This window comes from Maribacter sp. (genome assembly GCF_049667165.1).
Classification (GTDB): domain Bacteria; phylum Bacteroidota; class Bacteroidia; order Flavobacteriales; family Flavobacteriaceae; genus Maribacter_A.
Map to the genome: position 1 here is coordinate 1 of NZ_JBATHS010000183.1, position 18005 is coordinate 18005.

At 42.6% G+C, this 18005-nt stretch carries 18 protein-coding genes; 8 read left to right on the forward strand and 10 right to left on the reverse strand.

Annotated elements, in window-relative coordinates:
* From WBM98_RS09405 to WBM98_RS09425, 5 genes are all read right to left on the reverse strand, one after another.
* A partial coding sequence (locus WBM98_RS09405; RefSeq protein WP_424365765.1) for a hypothetical protein occupies positions 1–2647 on the reverse strand: 2647 nt, incomplete at its 3' end.
* A 70-nt stretch (positions 2648–2717) separates the two neighbouring features.
* Positions 2718–4715 carry an NAD-dependent DNA ligase LigA gene (gene ligA, locus WBM98_RS09410; RefSeq protein ID WP_424365766.1) on the reverse strand — a complete coding sequence of 666 codons (1998 nt, stop codon included), beginning with the start codon at positions 4713–4715 and terminating at the stop codon, positions 2718–2720.
* Entirely contained in the window at positions 4716–5297 is a 582-nt protein-coding gene (locus tag WBM98_RS09415; protein WP_424365767.1) for a TIGR00730 family Rossman fold protein, read from the reverse strand.
* A gap of 95 nt (positions 5298–5392) precedes the next feature.
* Positions 5393–6247 carry a peptide chain release factor N(5)-glutamine methyltransferase gene (gene prmC / locus WBM98_RS09420; protein ID WP_424365768.1) on the reverse strand — a complete coding sequence of 285 codons (855 nt, stop codon included), beginning with the start codon at positions 6245–6247 and terminating at the stop codon, positions 5393–5395.
* A gap of 3 nt (positions 6248–6250) precedes the next feature.
* A complete protein-coding gene (locus WBM98_RS09425; protein WP_424365769.1) occupies positions 6251–6736 on the reverse strand; it encodes a GNAT family N-acetyltransferase in 486 nt (161 codons plus the stop codon).
* Positions 6737–6872: 136 nt separating this feature from the next.
* On the opposite strand from WBM98_RS09425, the gene ribD reads away from it, so the two are divergent.
* From ribD to WBM98_RS09445, 4 genes are read left to right on the forward strand one after another with little or no spacing between them, the layout of a single operon-like run.
* Positions 6873–7925 (forward strand): bifunctional diaminohydroxyphosphoribosylaminopyrimidine deaminase/5-amino-6-(5-phosphoribosylamino)uracil reductase RibD, encoded by a 1053-nt coding sequence (gene ribD / locus WBM98_RS09430; RefSeq protein ID WP_424365770.1) that lies wholly within the window; start codon positions 6873–6875, stop codon positions 7923–7925.
* Entirely contained in the window at positions 7918–8520 is a 603-nt protein-coding gene (locus tag WBM98_RS09435) for an HAD family hydrolase (RefSeq protein ID WP_424365771.1), read from the forward strand. The genes ribD and WBM98_RS09435 overlap by 8 nt, the downstream gene beginning before the upstream one ends.
* Positions 8521–9384 (forward strand): GRP family sugar transporter, encoded by an 864-nt coding sequence (locus tag WBM98_RS09440; protein WP_424365772.1) that lies wholly within the window; start codon positions 8521–8523, stop codon positions 9382–9384. It begins immediately after the preceding gene.
* Entirely contained in the window at positions 9384–9998 is a 615-nt protein-coding gene (locus tag WBM98_RS09445; RefSeq protein ID WP_424365773.1) for an IMPACT family protein, read from the forward strand. Before WBM98_RS09440 ends, WBM98_RS09445 begins: the two co-directional genes overlap by 1 nt.
* Here WBM98_RS09445 and WBM98_RS09450 read toward each other — a convergent pair.
* Positions 9995–10393, reverse strand: coding sequence for an acyl-CoA thioesterase (locus tag WBM98_RS09450; protein WP_424365774.1), 399 nt, complete (start codon positions 10391–10393; stop codon positions 9995–9997). The genes WBM98_RS09445 and WBM98_RS09450 overlap by 4 nt on opposite strands.
* 208 nt (positions 10394–10601) lie before the next feature.
* Here WBM98_RS09450 and dnaA point away from each other — a divergent pair, with 208 nt between their 5' ends.
* The 3 genes from dnaA to WBM98_RS09465 are packed head-to-tail and all read left to right on the forward strand — an operon-like array spanning position 10602 to position 13224.
* The gene (dnaA, locus tag WBM98_RS09455) at positions 10602–12026 is read left to right on the forward strand and encodes a chromosomal replication initiator protein DnaA (RefSeq protein ID WP_424365775.1); all 1425 of its coding nucleotides are present in this window, start codon (positions 10602–10604) and stop codon (positions 12024–12026) included.
* A 10-nt stretch (positions 12027–12036) separates the two neighbouring features.
* Positions 12037–12492 (forward strand): low molecular weight protein-tyrosine-phosphatase, encoded by a 456-nt coding sequence (locus WBM98_RS09460; RefSeq protein WP_424365776.1) that lies wholly within the window; start codon positions 12037–12039, stop codon positions 12490–12492.
* Between the two features lie 9 nt (positions 12493–12501).
* Positions 12502–13224: an SAM-dependent methyltransferase gene (locus WBM98_RS09465; RefSeq protein WP_424365777.1), complete on the forward strand. Its 723-nt coding sequence runs from the start codon at positions 12502–12504 to the stop codon at positions 13222–13224.
* Between the two features lie 56 nt (positions 13225–13280).
* Here the strand turns inward: WBM98_RS09465 and WBM98_RS09470 are convergent, their stop codons facing one another.
* From WBM98_RS09470 to dapF, 4 genes are all read right to left on the reverse strand, one after another.
* Positions 13281–13910, reverse strand: coding sequence for a hypothetical protein (locus tag WBM98_RS09470; RefSeq protein WP_424365778.1), 630 nt, complete (start codon positions 13908–13910; stop codon positions 13281–13283).
* A gap of 146 nt (positions 13911–14056) precedes the next feature.
* On the reverse strand, positions 14057–15100 hold the full coding sequence (mltG, locus tag WBM98_RS09475) for an endolytic transglycosylase MltG (RefSeq protein WP_424365779.1): 1044 nt from the start codon (positions 15098–15100) through the stop codon (positions 14057–14059).
* Positions 15100–15621 carry a GNAT family N-acetyltransferase gene (locus WBM98_RS09480; RefSeq protein ID WP_424365780.1) on the reverse strand — a complete coding sequence of 174 codons (522 nt, stop codon included), beginning with the start codon at positions 15619–15621 and terminating at the stop codon, positions 15100–15102. The genes mltG and WBM98_RS09480 overlap by 1 nt, the downstream gene beginning before the upstream one ends.
* The gene (dapF, locus tag WBM98_RS09485) at positions 15615–16391 is read right to left on the reverse strand and encodes a diaminopimelate epimerase (protein WP_424365781.1); all 777 of its coding nucleotides are present in this window, start codon (positions 16389–16391) and stop codon (positions 15615–15617) included. Before dapF ends, WBM98_RS09480 begins: the two co-directional genes overlap by 7 nt.
* Before the next feature lie 143 nt (positions 16392–16534).
* Here dapF and WBM98_RS09490 point away from each other — a divergent pair, with 143 nt between their 5' ends.
* Positions 16535–17929 (forward strand): S1C family serine protease, encoded by a 1395-nt coding sequence (locus WBM98_RS09490; RefSeq protein ID WP_424365782.1) that lies wholly within the window; start codon positions 16535–16537, stop codon positions 17927–17929.
* Positions 17930–18005: the final 76 nt, after the last annotated feature.

Here is an 18005-nt window from a genome sequence, read left to right on the forward strand (position 1 = left end):
CAAAGCGGGGATCGGCAATTACTTTTATCGGGATTGAATCCTTTGCGCCCTCATAATCCATAACAACGGTATAGTTGCCCGGTAAAACAGAGATCTTTTGTGCGCTATGGGTAGACCCAGGTAAATCGGCCGACTTTTCATCCAAATGCCAAACCAAATAATTCAATCCTTTAACCAAGGAATCCCCAGTAATGGTATTGATCCATTCCTTTTTTTCATTGAATATAGTGGCCGTTACCATTGCCGTAGAATCTTTTAGTTGCTTTAGATAAAAAGGGATTTCGGTCTTCTGGAAAACCTTGTTTTCTCCCTCGAACGTCGTATGGAAGCCGGTCCATATATTTCCGGGCGGATTGATAAAAAGTCCTTTTACCTGCACGGCGTCATTTACGGGTAAGGCTGTAATGGTATCTTTGATTCTATTGCCCGCAATTTCCCTTAGGCTCAACAAATCATCCAAGACCCATATCGCCCGCCCGAAGGTCCCTACGATCAAAGCCGATTCCGGCTCTTGTATGGTCAAATCCATTGTCGACACGGATGGAAATCCGTTTTTGAATTGTTTCCAGGATATCCCTTCATCCATACTGATCCATAACCCATTCTCTGTGCCCAAGAAGACCAACTTCGGTTCAACGGGGTCTTGAATAATACTCAGGGCATATCCTTTAACCTGACCTCCATCGGCAATTCGTTGCCAAGTACGTCCGAAATCAACCGTTTTGAAAATGTAAGGGGCATAATCCCCTTTTCGGTAATTATTGGCGACCAACCATGCAGTACCTGTATCATAACGCGACGCCTTGATTTGGGCGATCCAAGCTTCCTTTGGTAAGCCTTTCACGTTTTTGGTCACATTTTTCCAGGAAGAACCCCCGTTCTTTGTCAATTGCACTTGTCCGTCATCGGTACCTACCCAAATGATATCCGTATCCAAAGCATTGGGGGCAATGTCAAGAATACTATTGTATTGTTCAGCTCCTGATATATCCAAGGTCAGCCCTCCATAATCCCCTTTTTGATGTTCTGGATTGTTGGTGGTCAAATCCGATGAAATGATGTGCCAAGTAGCCCCTTTGTCTTCGGTGACATGCACAAATTGCGATCCGTAATACGCTTTATTTGCATTCTTTGGGTCACGGGCAAAGCCTGCATTCCAATTGAAGCGTAAAACCGTTTTGGAATCGGGTGAAGGTGGCTTTATGCTAACATAGTAACCGGTAAGTTTGTCGTATCTGTATAAATTACCGTTTTGTGAGGACCCGTATCCGAAGCGTGAATTTTCCAAATCCGGTGAAATATCAAAACCATCACCCCCTACCAAATATTGCCAATACAGCGTACGAATACCCCCTCTTTTCCATGTATACCCCGGACCGGACCAATTGCCATTATCCTGCATACCCCCATACACATTGTAAGGTCTATCTTCGTCAACACCGATATGATAAAATTGGGCCACAGGAATGGTTTCTGGAAAATACCAACTTTTGCCATGGTCATGGGTTATGCCCAAACCACCATCACCACCGATCATAAAATGTTCGGGATCCTTGGGGTTGACCCAAAAGGCATGAAAATCGGCATGGATACCTTTGGTCTCATCGGCAGGGATCATGGGTTTCGGGTCAAATGTCTTACCCCCGTCATAACTGACCGATAGCGGTTGGTAAATATTATACAACCGTTCAGGGTCTTTGGAGTCTACCGCAACATCCTGAAAATAAAAAGGCCTATTGTTCGTGAATTTTGGATCCTCATTGATAACGTACCAATGCTTCCCCCCATCATCACTACGGTACAATTGGTTCTTAATAGCCTCAATTTTGGCGTACATGCGATTGGGATCACTGGGGGCTATGGCCAACCCTACTCGACCCAATTCTCCCGTTGGAAGCCCAGCTTCAGCCCCTAAAGGTTGCCAAGTGTTGCCTGAATCCTCAGTGACATAGAGACCCGAACCTTTTCCGCCCGAAGTAAAAAAATAGGGCGTACGTTGATGCTCATATACCGCAGCAAATAGTTTATTAGTATTTCTAGGGTGCATTACAAGGTCCCCTATCCCGGATTGTGTATTGGTATATAAAATCTTCTTCCAGGTTTGTCCACCATCCATAGTTTTGTAAAGCCCTCTATCCTCATTTGGGGTAAAAGGATCGCCCATGGCCCCGACATATACCACAAGCGGATTTCGAGGGTCGATGATGATGCGATGAATCGTTTTGGTCGCTTCCAGACCCATTTGGGACCAGGTAGAGCCTCCATCCGTGCTCTTGAAAATACCCATGCCCAAATTCATCGAATTTCTCGGGTTACCTTCACCGGTACCTACCCAAACAACATCTGGATTATCTTGCTGAATCGCCAAAGCCCCAATATTTTGGGTAGGCTGGTCATCAAAGACCGGAAACCAAGCGCTTCCTCCGTTTTTGGATTTCCAAACCCCACCGGAAGCCGCACCGACGTACATGATTTTCGGATTGTCGTTTACAACATCAATGGCGGTAATTCGTCCACTCATGTTGGCAGGACCCACGCTTCGAATCTTCAGGTTTTCGAGATGGTCCATGTCCACCGATTGCGCATTTACGGCACATAGATTGATCGTTAAAAAGAATGAAAGAAGTAAACGGATTGATTTAAACATAAATATTAACACTTTATAAGACACCCATAGAGTGACTATGTGAAACGAAATTTAGTTATTGCAAATACTATCATTGGATCATTGCCATGAAATCGAATTCGGAAATTATAGGGACCCCCAAACTATCGGCTTTTGTGCGTTTGCTTGGGCCCATTTTATCACCAGCTACCAAATAGGAGGTTTTTGAGGATATGGAAGAGCCTACCTTAGCCCCATTATCCTCCATCAATTTTTTAAGCTCATCCCGACTGACCGTCTCAAAAACTCCGGAGACCACGAATGTTTTACCCTTGAGTATTTCAGTTTGGTTCATGAGTTTGTCCGCCGATAACTCGAACTGTAAGCCGTAACTTCTCAATCGGGAGATGTTTTCCAGATTCCTTTCATTACCAAAAAACTCCACGACACTTTGGGCAATTCGTTCGCCGATTTCATCCACAGCCATCAGCTCTTCCATAGAAGCGGCCATCAAGGCATCGATATTTTTGTAGGCCTTTGCCAATTTCTTGGCTACGGTCTCCCCTACGAATCGGATTCCTAAGGCAAACAGAACCCGCTCAAATGGAATCTTGACCGATTCGGCCACGCCTTTGACCAAATTCTCCGCGGATTTTTCCGCCATGCGTTCCAACGGCATGATCTGCGCTTTGGTTAAAATATAAAGATCGGCGTAATTTCGAATGAGTCCTTCCTTGAACAGTAACTCTACCGTTTCAGCCCCAAGGCCTTCAATATCCATGGCCTTGCGGGAAATAAAATGTTGGATACGTCCTGTAATCTGGGTTGGGCATCCATAGAAATTGGTGCAATAATGTTTCGCATCCCCTTCGCTGCGTACCAGTTCCGTGCCACATTCCGGGCAATGGGTAATGTATTGGGTCGGAGTTGAATCGATGGGACGCTTTGTTAAATCGACCCCAACTATTTTAGGAATGATCTCTCCCCCTTTTTCAACAAAAACGGTATCACCCTCACGAATATCCAATTTTTCAATTTGGTCCGCATTGTGCAATGAAGCCCGCTTCACAGTTGTTCCCGCCAACAATACAGGCTTTAAATTGGCAACCGGGGTAATTGCCCCGGTACGCCCCACCTGATAGGTAATTTCGTTCAATATCGTGGAGACCTGTTCTGCCTTGAATTTAAAGGCCATGGCCCAACGAGGGGATTTGGCGGTATATCCCAATTCTTCTTGATGTTGTATGCTGTTGACCTTGATAACCACCCCATCGGTCTCATAGGGCAATTGATGTCGATGTACATCCCAATGATCCACAAAGGCCATGACCTCATCGGTAGTTTTGCATAGTTGTGCGATTAAGGGCACTTTAAAGCCCCATTCCCGGGCTTTTTCGAGCATTTGATATTGGGATGTGATTCCTGTATTCGGGCCCACGATTCCATACAATAAACAATCCAATGGTCTTTGGGCAACGATGGCGCTATCCTGTAATTTTAAACTCCCTGAGGCCGTATTCCTTGGATTCATATAAGGATCTTCACCTGCAGCGATGCGTTCTTCATTCATTTTGGCAAAGCCATCCAAGGGTAAGATAATCTCTCCTCTAATCTCGAACTTCGGAGGATAATCACCTGTGAGTTGTAAGGGAACGGAACGTATGGTCTTTATATTCGTGGTCACGTCATCGCCTTGAAAACCGTCTCCCCGGGTCACAGCCCTTACCAATTTTCCGTCTTCATACGTAAGACTTATGGAAGCCCCATCATATTTCAGCTCACAGGTAAATTCGACCTCGGCATCCCCTAAAATACGTTGGATACGTTTCTCCCATTCCTCCAGATCCTCTTTGGAATAGGAATTGTCCAAGGAATACATACGATGTTCATGAACCACGGTATTGAAACTCTTGGTGACCCCGCCACCAACGCGTATGGTCGGGGACGTTTGATCGTGAAAATCAGGATGTGCCGCCTCCAAGGCTTGAAGCTCTTTAAGCTTCATATCGAACTCATAGTCAGAAATAGTGGGGTTATCAAGCACATAATAATTGTGGTTGTGTTCCCGTAATTCTTGGCGCAAGGCTTCTATTTTTTCTTTGATACCCATTTATAGCTCGTCTTTTTTAATCCATTTTGGTAAGGATAATGGTTGGTATTCCTCCATTTGTTTTAATAATCCATCAACAGATTTGTCCACCAACAACATATTATAATGCTCACCTTTCAAAAAACCTAGGTCGACCATCTTTCGGATCATTTTCAACAAATCATCATAAAATCCATTGGTATTCAATATTCCAATAGGTTTCTGATGCAGGCCTAACTGGGCCCAGGTGATCATTTCGAACAATTCTTCCAAAGTGCCATATCCTCCGGGAAGGGTAATGATACCATCGGATAGTTCGTGCATTTTAAGTTTGCGTTCGTGCATGTTCTCTGTGACGATCAATTCTGATAACCCCGTATGGCAAACTTCCTTTATTTTTAAAAAATCAGGAATAATGCCGATGACCTTGCCTCCATTGTCCAAGGCACCTTGTGCCACCTTTCCCATCACCCCAATTTTGGCGGCTCCATAGACCAAGGTGATTTTTTGTTCAGCAAGGGACTGCCCTAACCCATAGGCCGAAGATAGAATATCGGGGTCATTACCCTCACTACTACCACAAAACACGACAATGCTATGCATATCTTCCAATGTTCACATTTAAAATCCCCAGACTATCTTTTCTCAAAAGTATTTATTTTCAAATTATAAAATCATAGATCATCCTCTTCAAACATTTACAAAGGGAGCACCCCTTTCAGCATCCTATCATTCCCAAACATATCCTTACGAAGTTCGACTTCTGAAAAATCATGCTGCAAAAGTGCGCTTGTCTCTTTGCCCAAGTATTGATTTATTTCCACATACAACCTACCGTCAGGATTTAAATTATTCTTGGCAAATTGAATGATCTTACGGTAAAAGACCAAAGGGTCATCATCATTGACGAATAAAGCCGATTCCGGTTCATTTTTAAGAACGTTTGGTTTCATCATTTCCTTTTCCAACATCCTGACATAAGGTGGGTTTGATACAATTACATCAAACTTTGCTTTAAGCCTTTCCAATTTCAGGATATCCCCTTGAACAAAAGCGACTTCAACGTTGTTTAATACGGCATTTTCCTTTGCGACCGCCAAGGCTTTTGCCGAAATATCCAATGCATAAACCTTGGCCTTTGTTATATTTTTCTTCAACGCTATCGCGATACACCCACTACCCGTACCGATGTCCAAAATACTGATTTCCCCGTTTTCCACAAGGGGAACATCCTCAAGAACCCACCGTACCAATTCCTCCGTTTCCGGTCTTGGAATGAGGACATTTTCATTTACCTTGAAATCCATTTCCATAAAATGGGCCGATCCAAGAATGTACTGGATAGGTTTTTCCAGTCGCAATTGGCTTAACACCTCGAACAACGGTTGTTCTTCGTCTTTGGAAAGTGTCAAATTCGGTTGTAGTGCCAAAACAAATCGTTCCAGATCAAAATAATGCGCAATGGTGAGGTAAAAGAAGCTATCGACTTCCTCCATGGGATAGATGACATCAAGTTCGTTATGGAAGATTTTTTTGATTTCGAGTAATAGCATAACCTATAATGATTTCAGCATCCATACAGGGCAAGAAAAATGACCGGTATCGCCCATGGGCTTATCTAAATATTCGAATCCTGATTTTATGTAGAGTTTTTGGGCCGCTTCCATATAAGGCATGGTCTCTAAATAACATTTTTCAAAACCAAAGTGCCTTGCCCTCTCCAAACAGATTTCCATCATTTTTGCACCGAGGCCACGGCCCCGGGCTTCTTCCAGAAAATACATCTTTTGGAGTTCACAGACGGTATCATCATAATTCTCTAATTGTGCCACCCCGGCACATCCGATTATTCGGGACTTATGTTCGATTACAAAGTAAGTGGCCCTGGGCACATTATAATTTTCGTACATATGATCCAACGCCTTGTCCGCATAGGCGGTTCCCACTTTCGGAACACCCAAATCGACCAAGACCTTCCGAATTACAGTTGCCACTTCGATATTATCTTTTGGTTTGATTTCCCGTATTATCGCAGTATCCATAGCTTGTTTACCAGATATCTTTTAAAGTCCTATTTTTGTGGAGTGAAGATACATGAAATATAATTTTATTCTGAATCTTAAACCTATTTTTCGGACTTATCAGAATGAGCATCCTAAAGTAAAATTGTTTAATTAAATGCCCATAGACGCTCGATATATGCTACGCGCCCTACAACTTGCCAAAAATGGCTTGGGGGCCACGGCTCCCAACCCTATGGTAGGGGCAGTTATCGTATATGGCAACAAGATTATCGGTGAAGGATATACCAGTCCCTATGGTGGACCCCATGCGGAGGTGAATGCCATCAATGCCGTCAAGGATAGATCCTTATTATCCCAATCGATACTCTATGTGACCTTGGAACCCTGTTCCCATTTTGGCAAAACCCCTCCTTGTGCTGATTTGATCGTAAAACATAAGATTCCCAACGTTGTTATTGGCACCTTGGACCCCCATGAAAAAGTAATGGGCAAAGGAGTTGCACGTCTTAGAGATTCTGGATGCACAGTAACAGTCGGGGTACTTGAAGAAGCATGTAGGGAGCATCATAAACGCTTTCTGACTTTCCACCAAAAAAAACGTCCTTATATTATTTTGAAATGGGCGGAGACCCTAGACGGCTTTATAGCCCCATCTCCCAACAAAAGAAATGCCAAGCCCCAACCGTATTGGATCTCAAATAAATTCTCGAGGCAGTTGGTCCATAAATGGCGCAGTGAGGAACAGGCCATTTTAGTGGGCACCCATACGGTTTTGGCGGATAATCCCAAATTGGATGTGAGAGCGTGGTTCGGCAGACCCACGGTCAGGGTCATCCTTGACAGGCACTTAAAAATACAGGGGAAATACCATATCCTTGATCCCGATACAAAAACAATTATCATCACAGAGGTCAAGGATACGGTAAAGAGGCTTAAGGACATTGACTATGAAGTAATCGACTTTTCGGAACATGTGCCCCAACAAATTTGCCAAGTGCTGTACAAACACCATGTAACCAGTGTTATCATTGAAGGTGGGGGTAAAACCCTACAATCCTTCATAACCGCCAACCTGTGGGACGAAGCACGGGTTTTCATAGGCCCAAATACATTTGGGGAAGGAATACGAGCGCCATCATTGATGGCAAATAAAGTGTCACGGCGGGAAATTGGATCGGATTATCTAAACCTATATATGAATGATTAAAAACATCATTTTCGACTTTGGGGATATCTTTATCAATCTGGATAAGGAAATTGTTTTACGTGAGATTCAAAGACAAGGAAATACCACCCTTGCCCCAGAAGCGTTCACATTAAGCAGCGCCCTGGAAATAGGGGCCATTACCCCTGATGTTTTTGTAAAGGGTCTGAATGCCATTTTTCCAAAGGCCTCCTCCCAAGAAATCATAGCCATTTGGAATGGAATGATATTGGACTTCCCCGATTACAGGTTGGAGTTTATCGAACGTCTGGCCAAGGAAGACACCCATCGACTTTTTTTGTTAAGCAATACCAATGCCCTGCACATTTCATATGTAATGGAAACCATGGGCGAAGGGAGGTACCGTCGCTTTAAGGACAGTTTTGAACAGTTTTATCTTTCACACGAAATACAATTGAGAAAACCCAATGCAGACGTCTATGAATTTGTACTTCATGAAAACCATCTTAACCCTGCAGAAACCCTTTTTATTGACGATACCAAAGAAAATACCGACGCGGCAAATCGATTAGGCATACAGACATGGCATCTAAAGGTAGGACAAGAGGACATCATCGCACTAAAATCTAAATTGTAAATGATCGACCTCGTCTTAAGTATCTGTTGCTCAAGCCTGATTTTTGTGATTTTCAAGCTTTATGATGTCTATAAAATCGAGACCTTATTTGCCATCATCACAAATTATTTTGTGGCTTGTCTGGTAGGATTGTATTTTTATTCAGGTGAGGTGAAACCTTTGGAAATCGCTGAACAACCCTGGTTCCTTGGTACACTCCTCCTTGGGCTGCTTTTCATTGTTGTTTTCAATCTAATGGCAAAAACATCACAGACTGTTGGGGTTTCCGTGGCATCGGTAGCCACCAAGATGTCATTGGTAGTGCCTGTTATCTTTGGTGTTCTGGTGTATAAAGAAACCCTTGGCTTTTTGAAAGTTTTGGGGATTATCATGGCATTGGCTGCCGTATATTTCGCTTCCATCAAACAACGGAAGGTTGGCTTTAAAAGATCGGACCTGATCCTACCCGTCTTGGTATTTCTAGGATCCGGCATCATCGATACAAGTATCAAGTATGTACAGGAAGTGTATATCAAGGAACATGAGTTCCCGCTTTTTTCGGCAACGGTTTTTGCTGCGGCTGCCTTTGTAGGGCTTGTCTTTCTAATCTTCAAAGCGTTGAAAACCCCGTTGAAAATAAATTTTAAAAATATCCTTGGTGGAATTGCCCTAGGGGTTCCCAACTACTTTTCGATCTATTATTTGTTGCGGGCCTTACAAAATCCGACCTTGAACAGTGCATCGGTCTTTACAATCAACAATGTGGCCATTGTAATGCTCTCGACCCTTTTGGGCATCCTATTGTTCAAGGAACAGATCAGCGCCAAAAATTGGGGGGGCATCGTCTTGGCTATCCTCAGTATAACCCTGGTCGCTATATTCTAATGAAAACTACCGATCGCTATAAAACATTGGCCAAACCATCGCGCGAAATTCTCTTTAAAGAAAAAAAGAGTAAGTTTTTTGCTACGGCATACCCTATTTTAAGTGAAGATGAGGTAAAACCCATCATTGAAGCATTGAAGAAAAAACATCATACTGCCAACCATTTCTGTTTTGCCTGGCAATTAGGCGTCGAAGATGTACGCCATAGGGCAAATGATGACGGGGAACCCAATAATTCCGCAGGGATGCCCATTTACGGCCAGATACAGTCCCATGGGGTAACCAATGTCCTCGTGGTCGTAGCCCGGATTTTTGGGGGTACAAAATTAGGGGTCGGCGGATTGATCGGTGCCTATAGATCAGCAGCCAAAATGGCCCTCGAAGAATCCCGTATTGTCATAAGAACCATAAAGGTGCAATTTGAACTTACATTCGGTTATGAGACGATGGACAAAGTTATGCGGGTAATCAAACAGCACAACTTGGAAATCGTCAACCAGCGATTGGAAGCGAAATGCATTTTGACCATAAACGCACCTAAGAGTCAAGCGGCGGATATCTGTCGATTATTCAGTTTTGATCCTTCGATTTATGTAACTGAAAAACCGATTTAAACCTTTAGTTTGTCAAGCAGATAATCAGGACATTTGACAGGCTTGTTTTTTTTTGCGTCCATAAACGCAAGCACGGTATTTGCCAGAGCCAATAATTCGCCTTGTTCATTATGGATTTCGTAGTCAAATTCAATCCTCACCATGGGTTTTTTACGAATGATCGTTCGAACTCGCAAAAGGTCATCATAAACCGCCGATTTTTTAAAATTGATGCTGATTGAAATTACAGGTAGGATGATTCCGTTTTCTTCCATCGACTTGTAGGAAACCCCTAACGAACGTAACCACTCTACCCTACCCATCTCCAAATATTGCGGATAATTCCCGTGGTAAACCACGCCCATCTGGTCGGTTTCACTATAGCGTACTCGAAAAGAAAAATCATGAAAATCCATATTTATTCAGCTAAAAATTATATATTTAGAGGCCTATCCCCAAAGGTGGCAACATGCGAAAAAAAAAGGGTAAATTCAACCCCAAATCATTTTTTTTTTAGGATTTTTGTTCACATATTTGCGAGACCTAAATTACACTTGCATAACTATCCGGACTTATTCCTAATTATGCTTAAAAACTAACCATAAACTAGAGAATTTTTTTATAATGAGTGTAACTGCAAATTCCGTTTGGAACAATTGTTTGGCGTTTATCCAAGATAACATCCAACCGCAGGCATTCAAAACATGGTTTGAACCTATTAAACCGGTAAAACTCTCTGAAAATTCGCTGAGTATTCAAGTTCCCAGTAAATTCTTTTATGAATGGTTGGAGGAACACTACGTGAAGTTGCTTAAAGTAGCCCTCACCAAAGAGTTGGGGGAAACTGCCAAATTGGTCTACATCATACGCATGGAGAATACCTACGGCAACCGCGAGCCGTTCACTGAAAAAATACCGAGTTCAAATAGGGGCCATATGGGGCCGCAGGAAATGGATGTTCCCATTAAATCAAAAAACCCCGAGCTAAGAAACCCATTTGTCATTCCGGGTATTCGAAACATCAAGATCGAATCCCAGTTGAATCCCAATTACAATTTTGACAATTTTTTGGAAGGCGACTCAAACCGTTTGGCGCGATCGGCAGGTATGGCTGTGGCGAACAAACCTGGTGGCACCTCCTTTAACCCGCTGTTGATCTTTGGCGGTGTGGGATTGGGCAAGACCCACTTGGCCCATGCCATTGGTGTTGAGATCAAGGATAAATATCCCGAACGGACAGTGCTGTACATCTCTGCTGAGAAATTTACGCAGCAGTATATCGAGTCGGTCAAGAAAAATACCAGGAATGATTTTATACATTTTTACCAATTGATTGATGTATTGATCATTGACGACGTTCAGTTTTTATCTGGCAAGTCAGGCACACAAGATGTTTTCTTCCATATTTTCAATCATTTGCACCAAAATGGGAAACAGGTCATCCTAACATCGGATAAGGCACCGGTCGACATGCAGGATATTGAACAACGCTTGCTTTCGAGATTCAAGTGGGGATTATCGGCAGAATTGCAGAATCCCGATTATGAAACGCGAATCTCCATCTTAAAGAACAAACTATATCGAGATGGTGTTGAAATGCCAGACGATATCATCGATTATGTCGCCAAGCATATTAAGACCAATATTCGGGAGTTGGAAGGTGCCATTATATCCTTGATCGCCCAATCATCGTTCAACAAAAAAGAGGTTACCTTGGATTTGGCCCAGCAGGTGGTCGAGAAATTCGTTAAGAACACCAAACGGGAAGTCTCTATAGATTATATCCAGAAAATAGTATCCGACTATTTTGAAATGGATGTGGCCACCTTACAATCAAAGACAAGAAAAAGGCATATCGTACAAGCTAGGCAATTGGCCATGTTCTTTGCCAAAAAGCTGACCAAGGCCTCTTTGGCCAGTATTGGTTCCCAAATAGGGAAAAGGGACCATGCCACCGTATTGCATGCCTGTAAAACGGTTGACAACCTTGCCGAGACCGATAAGCAGTTTCGCAAGTATATTGAAGATTTAACCAGAAAACTTTCTTAATTTTTTTTTAATGGCAATCAAGGTTCTAATGGTCTGCCTAGGAAATATCTGCAGGTCGCCTTTGGCCGAAGGTATACTTCAAAGTAAAGTAGATCCAGCTAAGGTATTTGTAGATTCGGCCGGCACTGGCGGATACCACATTGGTAGTAAACCCGATAGCCGAAGTATTGCCGTAGGGCGCAAATACGATATTGATATATCCCATCAACGTTGCAGGAAATTTTCGGTCGACGATTTTGACGAATTTGATATGATCTATGTAATGGACCTAAGTAATTATGGCAATGTGATTGCCCTAGCCCTCAATGAACACCAAAAAAACAAAGTCAAATTATTGTTGGATGAGGTAGATTCCAAGACGAAAGAAGTACCAGACCCCTATTATGATGACAATGGTTTTGAACATGTTTTTCACCTTATCGATAATGCTTGCACGGTCATTGCCAAAAAAATGGAAAGGATATAACCCCCTCATATGGATAGTAATAGCACCCCCAAAGGAAAACTTTATTTAATCCCCACCACTTTGGGTGAAAACGAGCCATTGGAAGTATTGCCCATTTCCATCAAAAGGGTTATCGAGGCCATAGATTATTATATTGTCGAAAATGAAAAATCGGCAAGAAGGTTCATCAAAAAAATCAGTCCAAGAAAATCACAACCTAAATTACATATTGAAGTCCTCAATAAATATACGGAAGCTGAGGCGTTGCCAACCTTTTTACAACCTTGTCTTGAAGGATTTAATGTAGGCGTGATATCCGAAGCTGGATGTCCTGGAATAGCCGACCCTGGGGCCGATGTCGTTAGGATAGCCCATCAAAGGAACATACAGGTCGTTCCTCTAGTAGGACCATCTTCCATTGTTTTGGCCTTGATGGCCAGTGGTTTGAACGGTCAGAATTTCGCTTTTAATGGGTACCTGCCCATTGAGGCTGCCCAGCGCAATAAGGCCATCAAGTCCTTGGAGAAAAAATCGGTGGAGAGCCTTCAGTCACAAATATTCATTGAAACCCCGTACCGAAATGACAAACTGTTCGCAGAGTTATTGAAAAACCTATCGAACAACACACAACTTTGTGTAGCCTGTGATATTACCTTGGCCACAGAATACATACGAACACAAAGTGTCATGAACTGGAAAAAGTCTACGATAGATCTTAATAAAAGACCCGCCATATTCATCATACAAGGGTAAAAAATAAACCCTGACGTCTCCGTCAGGGCCTACCATTTTCATATTTACACAAAATCTTACACCTTGGCGTTACGCTTTGGGGAAACCAAAGAAATATCGTAACCTGAGAAATACTTTAAATAACTAATAATGGTTGTACCATAGGCATCCTTGAAATTCGCCTTTCCATACGAGCGCAGATACTTCATCACATTACCTGGCCCCGCTAAATGCGCTGCGGCCAACATACCTGACTCCGTAATCTCGACACCTTTGATCTTTTTGCCAACGAACTTCTTGATATCCCTTCGCATGATCCACTTATTACGGGCAATATTAGTTTCAAATGTTTTTTCCTGTAGCCCGGGATCATTAAGAAAAACGGAAGAATTGAAAACACCCATCAACTCAAGGGTACCTACCCCGAATTGGTACTTGCCTAAATACCCTAGGCTATTGGTTGCAAAATAATTCCCTGACGACTCCTTGAATGCCAGGGCCTCTTTAAAACCATGAAAAGTACTGCCTAAAAAAGGCGGTGTATCCATGGTATGTACAATAACAGTTTTGTTTTTGGGAAACAAAACTTTAGTAGGTTCAGTGACTTTTAATGTTCTAGGTACTGTTGTCGTTGTTGACAGACCATTGAAACCAACAAAAGTCAAAAGCATGATAAGAGAACTAAAAAAGATTATACATCTTCCCATATCTCTGTTTTCTTAAGACTTACAACCAAAAAGGGTTCGCTTAAATTTCACGCTACAAAGATAGAATGCTAAAAATGCAAGTGTAAGAAGCTCTTGTTAAAAATATTCAATTTTAGTTAACAAGTCTTAAAATTACGATTAATAGCCTATCTCTTGATATTCTGGCTATTTATCCATCGGATATACTGTGCCTTATTTCGGTTGTGTTGCGCTCCGGTCTTAGCAAATTTGTGATATCCAAAATCCTCTACATTGGCAACCATATAAAGATACTCATGGTTCTCAGGGTTTAGAACGGCATCTATAGCCGAAATATCAGGCATGGTAATCGGCCCTGGAGGTACACCCGCATATTTATATGTATTGTACGGAGAATCGAGTTCAAGGTCTTTGTATAGGACTCTTTTGATAACGGTATCAAAGTTGCCAGAATGCTTTTTTATGGCATAGATAACCGTGGGATCCGCCTGCAACAGCATTCCCTGTCGCAATCGGTTCAGATACAGCCCGGCCACCCGAGGCCGTTCATCTACTTTTGCCGTTTCCTTATGCACGATCGAAGCCAACGAAACAACCTCATTCGGGGATAAGCCCAATGCTTTCGCTTTGGCAACACGTTCATCATTCCAAAAACGTTTGTATTCTTTCAACATGCGGTCCCTGAACTTTTCGGCTGGGGTATTCCAGAAAAACTCATAACTATTTGGCATGTACATCGCTAATTTTGTTTCCTCGGTGAATCCATTGGCCTTATAAAAAGCAACGTCGTTCAGTACTGACAAAAGCCCGAGACTGTCAGGTTCCAACTGGGAAGAAATCCGGCCGGCCAAATCGGCCAAGGTCTCTTGGTTGTTGAAGGATACCTTTACAGGAATATTATTGCTTCGCAACGAATTGACAATAGCATTGTTGTTCATACCTTTCGCAAGCATGTATTTACCCCCCCTGACGTTTGGGGTGTATCCTTTTCTATCGGCCACCTGCATGAATGAGGCGGTGTTCTTCAAAAGGGGTTTCAACAAGGCATTCACATCATCGATACTGGCATCGGAAGGAATGTAGACGAATGCTTCTTTTTCGTTGAACTTGGTATTGGGTGAAAATACCGCATCGTATACCTTATAGGCGAATATTCCCCCTACAACCAGCCCCAAGGCTACCACGATCAACAAGATCCTCTTTATATACATTAAGCGTTTATTTTTTGCAGTAAAACTTCATTTTTAAATCCTCCCTTCGAAAAAATCCAATCCTTCTTTATTCCCACTTCAACAAACCCCATTTTTTTGAACAGATGCAGGCTGGCCAAATTATCTTCCAATACGTTGGCATACAATTGGCGCAATCCCAAGACCTTAAAGCCGTATTCGTACAAAAGCCCGATCGCCTCAGCGCCAATGCCCTTGTTTCGCTCTTTTTCCTCGAGAACAACCAATCCGATACCAGCCCTTTTATTCTGTGGATCAAAATCGAATAAATCGATTAATCCAAGCACTTTGTTCCCTTTACATATACACAAACGCAATTGTTTGACGTCATAGATATCCCTATGGGCATTTTCCAAATAATGCCTTAGCACTTGTTTGGAATAGGGCGTAATGGTACCGCTGATTTCCCAAATATCGGTATTGTTCTCCAATTGGTATAGAAAATCAAGATCCCCGGGTTCGATTGCTCTTAAATGAATCTGTTTTCCTTGTAAGTTCACCATTCGATTTCTCCTTTAAAAACCTGTTTCGCCGGCCCTATGAGGCGTACATTTCCATAACCTTCCGCCTGCACTGAAAACCGAACCTGCAATTTACCCCCTCGGGTTTCGATATCAACAACCTCTGAGGTCACTTTCTTGGCATGGTGCATCGCAATGGCCACCGCGGTAACACCCGTTCCGCAAGAAAGGGTTTCATCCTCCACCCCTCGTTCATAGGTCCTAACAGCAAAAGAACCATCGGCCATTGGTTCAACGAAATTGATATTGCTTCCTTTTTCACCATAGAGGCCATAGCGCAATCTTGAACCCTCCTTGTACACCTTCAAATCCTGAAGATGCTTTACCACCTGAACATGATGAGGGGAACCTGTATTCAGGAAATAGGCATTGGGTTTCGTTTTTATTTCAGTGACGTTGCCCATTCCCAACTCTACCCTATCACCCTCGATGGTCGCCAAATGGGGTCCATCTACGGCGCTGAATTTGGTTTCCGAGGCGATTAAACCGAGAAAATTTGCAAAGGCAACCAAACAACGACCTCCATTGCCACACATGGTACCCATATTACCATCTGCGTTGAAATATACCATTTTAAAATCCAAGGATTCATCATTCTCAAGTAGAATGAGTCCATCAGCACCTATCCCAACCCTCCTATCGCAAAGCCTGGCAATCAATTCGATATCGTTTTTGGGAAAGGTTTCCAACCGATTGTCCATCATAACAAAATCATTCCCTGTTCCCTGATATTTGTAGAAAGTATGAACCATATTAAATTTTATGGGGTAAATATAGTTTAATTTTAAGGGTTTTTTAGCAGTTAAAAAGGAGTTAAACCGTAAAAACAGGATCTTAAATTCGTTTAATTTTACGCTATGAATATAATGCTGGTTTAATATAATACTACATACTTATGAAGAAAATAGGGAGTTCGTTACTTATTGCACTTTTTGCAGGGGCTATAACCTTAGGCGCCTACAAACTATTTTTTGAGAAAACGAATTATGCCGTTGTCACTGATGATAACGCCTCATCAATCATCAATTCAAGCTTGTCGCCCACATCGGCCAAAGGGGCAGGGATCAATGAAGTTGATTTTACCATGGCTGCCGAAACAACGGTAAACGCAGTTGTGCACGTTAAAAACGTGACCATAAGCAGGGGTCCGACCAGTTTAATGGAATTCTTTTATGGGTATGAAGGGAACCAGAAAGCTCAGATCGGTACGGGTTCTGGGGTCATCATATCGCCCGACGGATATATCGTAACCAACAATCACGTCATCAAAGGCGCCAGTCAATTACAAGTTACCTTGAACAATAATAAAACTTACGAAGCGGAATTGGTCGGCACAGATCCAAATTCCGATATTGCCCTTCTCAAAATTGACGCAAAAAGACAATTGCCCTATTTGGCTTTTGGGGATTCTGACAATGTCAAAGTGGGTGAATGGGTATTGGCTGTAGGCAATCCGTTTAACTTGACCTCTACGGTAACGGCTGGAATTGTCAGTGCCAAAGCCCGGGCCCTTATGAGTACGGACCAATCCTTTATCCAAACCGATGCTGCCGTGAATCCTGGCAACAGTGGTGGGGCTTTGGTCAATACCAATGGGGATCTTATCGGAATCAACACCGCTATTTCGTCCCAAACGGGATCATATGTGGGGTATTCCTTTGCCGTACCCAGCAATATAGCCAAGAAGGTCATCGATGATATCATGGAATTTGGTAGCGTCCAAAAAGGTGTTTTGGGCATTAAGACCGTATCCTTGAATACACCATATGCCATCGAAAAAGGAATAAACGAGATCGATGGGGTCTATATTGAAGGTGTAGAGGAAGAATCAGGAGCGGACGAGGCCGATTTAAAAGAGGGTGATGTAATTAAAGCAATAGATCAGATTGAGGTCCATAAATTTGCAGATTTAACTGGATACCTTTCTACCAAAAGACCTGGTGATGAATTGGAGATAACAATAGACCGTCAAGGAGAACAACTAATGGTTCCGGTAACTATAAAAGAGAGACAGACCTTATTTGTTCCTGTTATGGGACTCGAGGTCAAGAATTTGACCGATAAGGATAAAAAAACATTCAAAACCAAGAAGGGGGTCAAAATCGTTGGGGTCCCTGAAATGTATCGTGGATATGGTCTAAATGGAAAAGTACTTCTTTCTGTCGACGATGAGGAGATAAGTGATATTCAGGAGGCAAAAACCCTTTTTGGGCGTATTTCGAAATACGGAAAATCAAGCATTACCATGATCAATGAAAAAGGGGAAAGGGAACGTCTGATATTTCAGTAAGACAAATTACGGAGGTTATGAACGAGGTCGTTTAAAAAACGACCTCGTTTTTTTTTGATATGGGAAAGCGCGATAG

Excerpts from the sequence above, each read along its gene's own strand:
- ligA (WP_424365766.1), bottom strand. The coding sequence starts at position 4,715 with ATGGGTATCAAAGAAAAAATAGAAGCCTTGCGCCAAGAATTACGGGAA.
- WBM98_RS09415 (WP_424365767.1), bottom strand. The coding sequence starts at position 5,297 with ATGCATAGCATTGTCGTGTTTTGTGGTAGTAGTGAGGGTAATGACCCC.
- prmC (WP_424365768.1), bottom strand. The coding sequence starts at position 6,247 with ATGCTATTACTCGAAATCAAAAAAATCTTCCATAACGAACTTGATGTC.
- WBM98_RS09425 (WP_424365769.1), bottom strand. The coding sequence starts at position 6,736 with ATGGATACTGCGATAATACGGGAAATCAAACCAAAAGATAATATCGAA.
- ribD (WP_424365770.1), top strand. The coding sequence starts at position 6,873 with ATGCCCATAGACGCTCGATATATGCTACGCGCCCTACAACTTGCCAAA.
- WBM98_RS09435 (WP_424365771.1), top strand. The coding sequence starts at position 7,918 with ATGATTAAAAACATCATTTTCGACTTTGGGGATATCTTTATCAATCTG.
- WBM98_RS09440 (WP_424365772.1), top strand. The coding sequence starts at position 8,521 with ATGATCGACCTCGTCTTAAGTATCTGTTGCTCAAGCCTGATTTTTGTG.
- WBM98_RS09445 (WP_424365773.1), top strand. The coding sequence starts at position 9,384 with ATGAAAACTACCGATCGCTATAAAACATTGGCCAAACCATCGCGCGAA.
- WBM98_RS09450 (WP_424365774.1), bottom strand. The coding sequence starts at position 10,393 with ATGGATTTTCATGATTTTTCTTTTCGAGTACGCTATAGTGAAACCGAC.
- dnaA (WP_424365775.1), top strand. The coding sequence starts at position 10,602 with ATGAGTGTAACTGCAAATTCCGTTTGGAACAATTGTTTGGCGTTTATC.
- WBM98_RS09460 (WP_424365776.1), top strand. The coding sequence starts at position 12,037 with ATGGCAATCAAGGTTCTAATGGTCTGCCTAGGAAATATCTGCAGGTCG.
- WBM98_RS09465 (WP_424365777.1), top strand. The coding sequence starts at position 12,502 with ATGGATAGTAATAGCACCCCCAAAGGAAAACTTTATTTAATCCCCACC.
- WBM98_RS09470 (WP_424365778.1), bottom strand. The coding sequence starts at position 13,910 with ATGGGAAGATGTATAATCTTTTTTAGTTCTCTTATCATGCTTTTGACT.
- mltG (WP_424365779.1), bottom strand. The coding sequence starts at position 15,100 with ATGTATATAAAGAGGATCTTGTTGATCGTGGTAGCCTTGGGGCTGGTT.
- WBM98_RS09480 (WP_424365780.1), bottom strand. The coding sequence starts at position 15,621 with ATGGTGAACTTACAAGGAAAACAGATTCATTTAAGAGCAATCGAACCC.
- dapF (WP_424365781.1), bottom strand. The coding sequence starts at position 16,391 with ATGGTTCATACTTTCTACAAATATCAGGGAACAGGGAATGATTTTGTT.
- WBM98_RS09490 (WP_424365782.1), top strand. The coding sequence starts at position 16,535 with ATGAAGAAAATAGGGAGTTCGTTACTTATTGCACTTTTTGCAGGGGCT.